This window comes from Bradyrhizobium sp., assembly GCF_019244115.1.
Classification (GTDB): domain Bacteria; phylum Pseudomonadota; class Alphaproteobacteria; order Rhizobiales; family Xanthobacteraceae; genus Bradyrhizobium.
Genome location: NZ_JAFATE010000482.1, coordinates 1 through 6088, shown reverse-complemented (window position 1 = coordinate 6088; position 6088 = coordinate 1). Strand labels below are relative to the sequence as shown.

Below are 6088 nucleotides of genomic sequence, written 5' to 3'. Positions count from 1 at the left end.
CATCCGCCCAGGCGAGGCCGCCGGTGCCATACAGCAGGACGTTATTGACGGCATAACCGACGCGGCCGCGCACAGTGCCGTAGAGATCAAGCTCGTTGTGATGTTGGTCCGTGCCGAAGCGGGTGGCGGTCACGATTGTCGTCCCATCGAGGCCAGCGCCCGAGACGTCGGCCTCGAGCCCCGCGACCCAGCCTGGCGCCAGCACGAAGTTGAAGCCGGCCTGGGCGCCACCCGTGACGCTGCCCAGATTACCTGTTCCGGTGCCGAGCGGCACGGCCACACCCGTGGCGATGTTGTTGGTGGTCACCGTGCGGTGATCCCACACGCCTCCAACATGTACACCGATATAGAAGCCGCTCCAGTCATAGGCCGGCGCCATCATCACCGGCGCCTTGGTCGGCATGGCTTCGGGGAGATCAGCGGCGGACGCGGATGTCAGACCGCCGACGGCGGCTGCCGTAACGGCAGCGCCAAGAGCTAAAAGGAAGCAACGCATACTCGTTTCCCATCGAATAAACTCGCCCCTTAGCCATCAGCATATTACCGCCACATCGGCGAACTTTCTGTGACCGGGCGGCCACAGACGAGGGAAACTCAATCTCCCGCGGTGGTTGTAAAGGCCGAGCAATAGCTGAAATCGTGCTCGGCCAGGCCGAATTCGTCTGGCTGTCAAGATGCTGCCTGAACAAGCGCGCTCGGATGCGACAGCGGGGCGACAAACCGGCCACCCAGACGTCGCGCTCTTCATCCGTTGTCAGGATCACCGGCATTGCCTTCGCATGAACCACCATCGCGTTCGGCTCTGTGGTCAGGACACCGTAGACTAGGCGCGGTCCCGAGATCGCTTTCGACTTTGCTCTCGTTCGCCGCTGAATGTTATCGAACCGGCGAATGCGGTCCTTCGTTGAGCGCGAACCAAGCCACGTCCTGCTTCCCGGTCGCTTGTTTGGCCTAGGCGCGCATTCGGTGAAGCTGTTTGCCGGCACGAGGAACCGGTTTTTGGGCTTGAGCCGCATGCGCCAGCGCGCCGAGGCCGTGTTTCGAATGTTCATCAGCGGATGTCCGCCTATGCGCGGCGGTGGCCGTATGGCGACCGCATCGTCACGAGATTCATCGTTAAATCGTGAATCAGCAAAACTGAACCCAACAATCTCGCTCACTGCCAGACGGAATGCGAAGAGGTTGCGGAGTTGGCTGCCCGGCGTCGTTTTCGCTAAAGCCACGGAGTGTCGCCTGATCGAGAACGGCCTCGATGCGCGCATGCAACATCGAGTCTTAGCCTTGTTCGGCATCTTCATTACCCGGGGTGGTTTCGACCTCGCGGCCAAACACCGGCTTCGCAGGTGTTGACCGCACCTCACGGACCAGCGTGCTTAGCATCTGCGCCAGCCGTCCCGATGGGTTTAGGTCATAGCGGCCCCGGCATTGAGCGCCGCATCGGCGCGCTCGGACGAAGGGCTGGAAACTGCTGGAGCGCCCGCCTGAAAAACTTCCCCAGACTAAACCCCAGACTAAAACGGGAATTTAGTGCGGGGCTGATTGGCGCTGGGCTAAAAAGCTTCGATTTTTTTGAGGTTAGCTGGCGCGCCATTCAGAATAAAAGCGCGAACTCGTATATCATTGAAATTTCGATGGAATTCCGACGACCTTGATCTCGCTTCGCGCGGCTTGCGGTCCAAAGAACGGCTTGCGGCACACCGCGGATTCCCCTCCAGATCCCAGTGGTTCAGGTCGACTCCCGTCGACTACCGCGCGCAGCAGGCGTTCGTTCTTCCCAGTGATCATCGCTCCGGAGGTCGCCCCGCCGCCGTCGCTGATCGACCCGAACAGATATTGCTGGTCGTCGTCCGGGTTGGCGCCGGCCCTGAGCAAGGCCGCGACGACGGCGGGATCGGCATGGCCATTCTCCAAGGCCAATCGCATGAATGTCATGCGATTCCAGGATTGCGTTCAGGTTCGCAGCCGGCGCGAGTGCGGCGACCTTCTAGCCCTCGCCCGCCACGATAGCAACGGCGAGGGCGCGGTCCGCAGCACGGTTGAAATAACCATGGCCGGCTTCCAACGCGCTTCGACCGGGCGTCGTCACAAAGTCCCGGGCGAATTGGGCGCCGTAGAGCAAGAACGGCGAGGCCACCAGCGCCAGGCCAATCCGATACGTTGCGGGTTTCTCGATCAGCCCCACCACTGCCATGATCGCGCCCAGAAGAACAACGGCGCCGATCAGGAAAATTACCACGAACACATCGTACCGCCCCAAGGGGCCTATGGCCACTTGCAAAGCAGGGCCAAAACGACGTCGACGCAGGCGACGATCCAGAAGAGTCTTGCCGGACTCATGCCGCGTTCTTCTCCACCATCGTATCGCGTCAATCTTGTTGTGCATTGAGCTTCGAGGTGCTGCCGTTTCGGCCGCCCTCGGGTAGTCTACCGGCCGCTTCCGTCGGACGCGGGCTGCCGGCCGATGCTGCCATCGAAGGCGGAATTTGGCCCGTGGTTCGGAGATAGCCGATCTAAGACGGCGTCAACGATGCTCGCGCCATGCCGTTTCGGGGCTGTGGTTAGAAGAGCCGATAGTTGCATTGAAAGTATTGAAACAGATCGATGATCTCGGCGGCATGGTGCTGATTGAGGTCGGCGATCAGTGCGTTGATCTCATTAGCGCCGGCGAACTCTGCACTATAGGAGCCATCGCTGTTCTTTTTGATGCGGCCGACGCCGGGCAAGGATCGCACGAAAGCGAGCGCGCGCGCCTCGTCACTGGCCGTTGGCCTGAACCCGATCTTCCCGCTATTGCAGGGCGGATTGTTGGCGATCGCTGGATTGGCCGAAAGTGACGAAGGCGAAGCGCAGGCGAGCAAGAGGAAAATCGAACCCCACGCCCCAAGCCGAAATAAGGTCGCCGATCGTGCTTGCGAAAGATCGCCGCCGATTGACTTGTCCATTCTGTTCCTTTCCCTGTCCCTTCGATTCCTGGTCTGTCGGCAAAATGCTTCGTGGCCAATCGTCAGCGCGCCTGCTGTGTGGCCGCGCGGACATCCGATGGTGTAGCCCCATAGGCACGCCGGAAGGTGCGGTTGAAATAGGACAGATCGTTGAATCCGCACTCGAGCGCGATGGCGCTGACGGTCAGGACCGCAAAGTGTGCGTCCTTCAGCATTTGTAGAGCGCGCGCGAGGCGATGAGCGAGGACGAACGCCGAGAAAGTCGTTCCCTCACGCTCGAACAGCTTGTGCACGTAGCGCGGGGTGACGCCGTGCCGTATCGCCATCATGCCGGCCGACAGATCGGGGTTGCCGAGCTGATCGGTAATGTCCGCTTTGATCGCCTGCAATCGTGCGGCCGCGACACCCCGCTCGTGGGCCTCGTGGGCGACGTCTGGCTTCGCGCCGATCGCAAGCGCGGCGATATCGATGATGTGATTGGCGCTGGCCTGGGCCAGCCCGGGCATCTCGAGCGCGTCATCCCGATGCAGCGTCTCGATGTAACGCAGCAGCAGTCGAAGGGCTCCGTTCTCGGCAGGAATCTGCCGCGCATAGGCGTCGCCCAGATTCGGCACCAGCTCCGCGAGTGCCGGCCGAGGAAGTACAAGGGTCACGAAACTGCCGAGGGAACGCATCGTGTTTGCGGACGGATCGGTTCCGGAGATCAGCACGCCGCTACCTGGCCGTCCGACAATTTCCCGGCCAAGCTGCTGCGTTGTGGATGCGCCGCTGAGCAGCATAGACAATCCGACCTGGTCCCCCGCACGGGGCAGATGCTGTCGGGTAATATGATAGTGCGCCGCGGACCTTGATCCCGAGACGATGCCGAGACCAGGCAGGCCCTGGAATGTCACGCTCGCATGAAACGGCTCGTCGCCAATCGTTTCGATGTCGACGTTGGTGATATTGCGCCCATAGATCTCGCGCCACATCGCGAGGCGCTGCTTCTCCGGAAAGCTATCGGTGGAGATGTGGAGGGGAGCGAAGGGCTGTCTCGAGGAGGTCATGTCTTATAGTCGCACTCTATCGAGTTTATAGTCGCACCCTGTCAACCGATGGTTCGAACGGCGGCCATTTTGGTCTCAATTTCTGTTTCGCACCCAATGGTCATCGGCGCAGCTGTTGCCGTCGTACATCTTCTCCAGCAAAAGCGCGACTGAGTTCTCTCCAGTCCCGGCCGTGTTCCCTTGAGTCCGTGCGGGGCTTGGCACGAACCGGATAGATATTCGCATGGCGTTCAGTCGAGGATCGGCAAGTCCGCCATGCCTAAATTCGCGCCACACGGGTCGCGCTGGAGAATTTGATGTTTGGGAAGTTCACGTCCGGTCTCGGAGCGACGGCGACCGCAGGACTAGCAACCAGCTTCGCGAAGTCGTCCTCAGATTTGCTGGCGAAGTTCGCAGAGGGCTGGCGCAGCGGCAAGGCGCCCGGCTCTCGGCACAACCGGCTCATACCACTCACCGTCGCATGCGCTTTGCTGGCTGCCCTGCTGCTCATGCCCTCGGCGGCACGAGCAGTCGAATGCAGCAATGGCGGAGCCGGGTCAAATCCGGCGGGGAACGACAGCGGTCGCCCGGAAAATACGGCCTGCGGGGGTGCTGCTAAAGCGACCGGCGACTTTGGCACGGCGATCGGGTCTGACAGCTCAGCGAGCGGGAACCAAAGCACGGCGATCGGTGCACAGAGTACTGCGAGCGGGATTGTCAGCACTGCTTTAGGCGGCAGTAGCGTAGCGAGCGGCGACTATAGCACCGCCGCCGGCGACGCCAATGCGTACGGCGCCGGCAGCACCGCGACCGGCTTCAACAGCACCACGACCGGCGCCAACAGCACCGCGAGCGGCTACTACAGCACAGCGAGCGGCACCGGCAGCACGGCGACCGGCTCCTACAGCACAGCGAGCGGCGACTATAGCACCGCGAACGGCTACAACAGCCTGGCATCCGGCAGCAGCGCCACGGCGGTTGGTTCTGGGGCGACCGCGGCGTACAGCAATTCAGCAGCCTTCGGCGCCGGCGCGACAGCAACTGCGGCCAACCAGGTCGCGATCGGCACGGCGTCGAACACCTACAAGCTGTCAGGCCTCACGTCGGCGGCGAGTCTTGCCGCACAAAGCGGACCGACCTCGGTCGTGACGACTGACGCGGCGGGGCATCTGGCAGCGACGAACATTACGCTGCCGGACATTTCCGGACTGCAGTCCACCGTCTCCGGGTTGCAGTCCAGCGTCAGCGTCCTGCAACATCAGATGCGGCAGTCGTTCGAGGGTAGCGCGATTGCGATTTCCATGGGCGGCACCGCGCTGCCGGCCGACAAGCGATTTGCGATCTCCACCAATTGGGGCAATTTTCGTGGCGAGAACGCCGGCAGCGTGGTCGCGCAAATGCGCCTGACCGATTATGCCGTAGTGAACGTCGGCGTCGGCGCCGGATTTCAGCAGGGGGGCATTGGCAGCAGGGCAGGCGTCACGTTCGCGTGGTGAGGCGGCCCATCCCTACCTTTGCTGCTCTATGTCTTGGTGCGCTTGCCGTCCTCGTCGCATGGTGCCTGAGTGCGCGCGCCGAAACGCCGCCGCCAAGGCTTGCGCAAATTGATCGCAACGGCGTGCTGATCTTGATCCGCACCGCGCTGATCGCGCTGGACCAAGCCAACAAGACCGGCAATTACTCGGTGCTGCGCGAGCTCGGAGCGCCCGCCTTCCAGGTCAACAGCGCCGTGAAGCTCGCTGAGATTTTTGCGAAGCAACGCAACGACCATCTCGACCTCTCGGGCGTCGTCGCGATCGAGCCGCAGCTGACCGTGCTGCCGCAGATCGAGGCCAATGGCCTGATGCACATGGCCGGCTTCTTTCCCTCCGTGCCGCAGCAGCTCAGCTTCGACCTGCTCTATGCGCCGGTGAACGGTCAATGGCACCTGTTCGGCATCTCGGTGAAGATCGGGTCGGCGGCGCCTGCAGCGCCCGATCCTCCCGCTGGGCCGCCACCTCCCGCTGCCAAGTTACAGGGGCCGAGCGCGAGCCAGCAGGTGCCATCGACAACAGCAGCAAGGCCGTAATGGGATTTCCCTTCGCAAGGGACTTCTCCAATGCAATTGCCTCCGTTCACATG

General features: G+C 62.2%; 8 protein-coding genes. 4 read left to right on the top strand and 4 right to left on the bottom strand.

What is annotated here, in order from left to right:
* A partial coding sequence (locus JOZ76_RS21230; RefSeq protein WP_291701514.1) for an outer membrane protein occupies positions 1–496 on the bottom strand: 496 nt, incomplete at its 3' end.
* A 470-nt stretch (positions 497–966) separates the two neighbouring features.
* Between JOZ76_RS21230 and JOZ76_RS21220 the strand changes: the two genes are divergently transcribed.
* Entirely contained in the window at positions 967–1350 is a 384-nt protein-coding gene (locus JOZ76_RS21220) for a hypothetical protein (RefSeq protein WP_291701518.1), read from the top strand.
* A gap of 267 nt (positions 1351–1617) precedes the next feature.
* On the opposite strand, the gene JOZ76_RS21215 is transcribed toward JOZ76_RS21220, so the two are convergent.
* Together JOZ76_RS21215 and JOZ76_RS21210 are read right to left on the bottom strand one after the other, a co-directional pair.
* Positions 1618–1923: a hypothetical protein gene (locus JOZ76_RS21215; protein ID WP_291701512.1), complete on the bottom strand. Its 306-nt coding sequence runs from the start codon at positions 1921–1923 to the stop codon at positions 1618–1620.
* Between the two features lie 61 nt (positions 1924–1984).
* A complete protein-coding gene (locus JOZ76_RS21210; protein WP_291701510.1) occupies positions 1985–2383 on the bottom strand; it encodes a hypothetical protein in 399 nt (132 codons plus the stop codon).
* A gap of 196 nt (positions 2384–2579) precedes the next feature.
* Here JOZ76_RS21210 and JOZ76_RS21205 point away from each other — a divergent pair, with 196 nt between their 5' ends.
* Positions 2580–2834 carry a hypothetical protein gene (locus tag JOZ76_RS21205; RefSeq protein ID WP_291701509.1) on the top strand — a complete coding sequence of 85 codons (255 nt, stop codon included), beginning with the start codon at positions 2580–2582 and terminating at the stop codon, positions 2832–2834.
* Between the two features lie 170 nt (positions 2835–3004).
* On the opposite strand, the gene JOZ76_RS21200 is transcribed toward JOZ76_RS21205, so the two are convergent.
* Positions 3005–3988: an AraC family transcriptional regulator gene (locus JOZ76_RS21200; protein ID WP_291701507.1), complete on the bottom strand. Its 984-nt coding sequence runs from the start codon at positions 3986–3988 to the stop codon at positions 3005–3007.
* A gap of 296 nt (positions 3989–4284) precedes the next feature.
* Between JOZ76_RS21200 and JOZ76_RS21195 the strand changes: the two genes are divergently transcribed.
* Complete coding sequence (locus JOZ76_RS21195; RefSeq protein ID WP_291701505.1) at positions 4285–5463, top strand: YadA-like family protein; 1179 nt, start codon at positions 4285–4287, stop codon at positions 5461–5463.
* A 122-nt stretch (positions 5464–5585) separates the two neighbouring features.
* Positions 5586–6035: a hypothetical protein gene (locus JOZ76_RS21190; protein ID WP_366112862.1), complete on the top strand. Its 450-nt coding sequence runs from the start codon at positions 5586–5588 to the stop codon at positions 6033–6035.
* Positions 6036–6088: the final 53 nt, after the last annotated feature.

Excerpts from the sequence above, each read along its gene's own strand:
- JOZ76_RS21210 (WP_291701510.1), bottom strand. The coding sequence starts at position 2,383 with ATGCACAACAAGATTGACGCGATACGATGGTGGAGAAGAACGCGGCAT.
- JOZ76_RS21215 (WP_291701512.1), bottom strand. The coding sequence starts at position 1,923 with ATGCGATTGGCCTTGGAGAATGGCCATGCCGATCCCGCCGTCGTCGCG.
- JOZ76_RS21195 (WP_291701505.1), top strand. The coding sequence starts at position 4,285 with ATGTTTGGGAAGTTCACGTCCGGTCTCGGAGCGACGGCGACCGCAGGA.
- JOZ76_RS21200 (WP_291701507.1), bottom strand. The coding sequence starts at position 3,988 with ATGACCTCCTCGAGACAGCCCTTCGCTCCCCTCCACATCTCCACCGAT.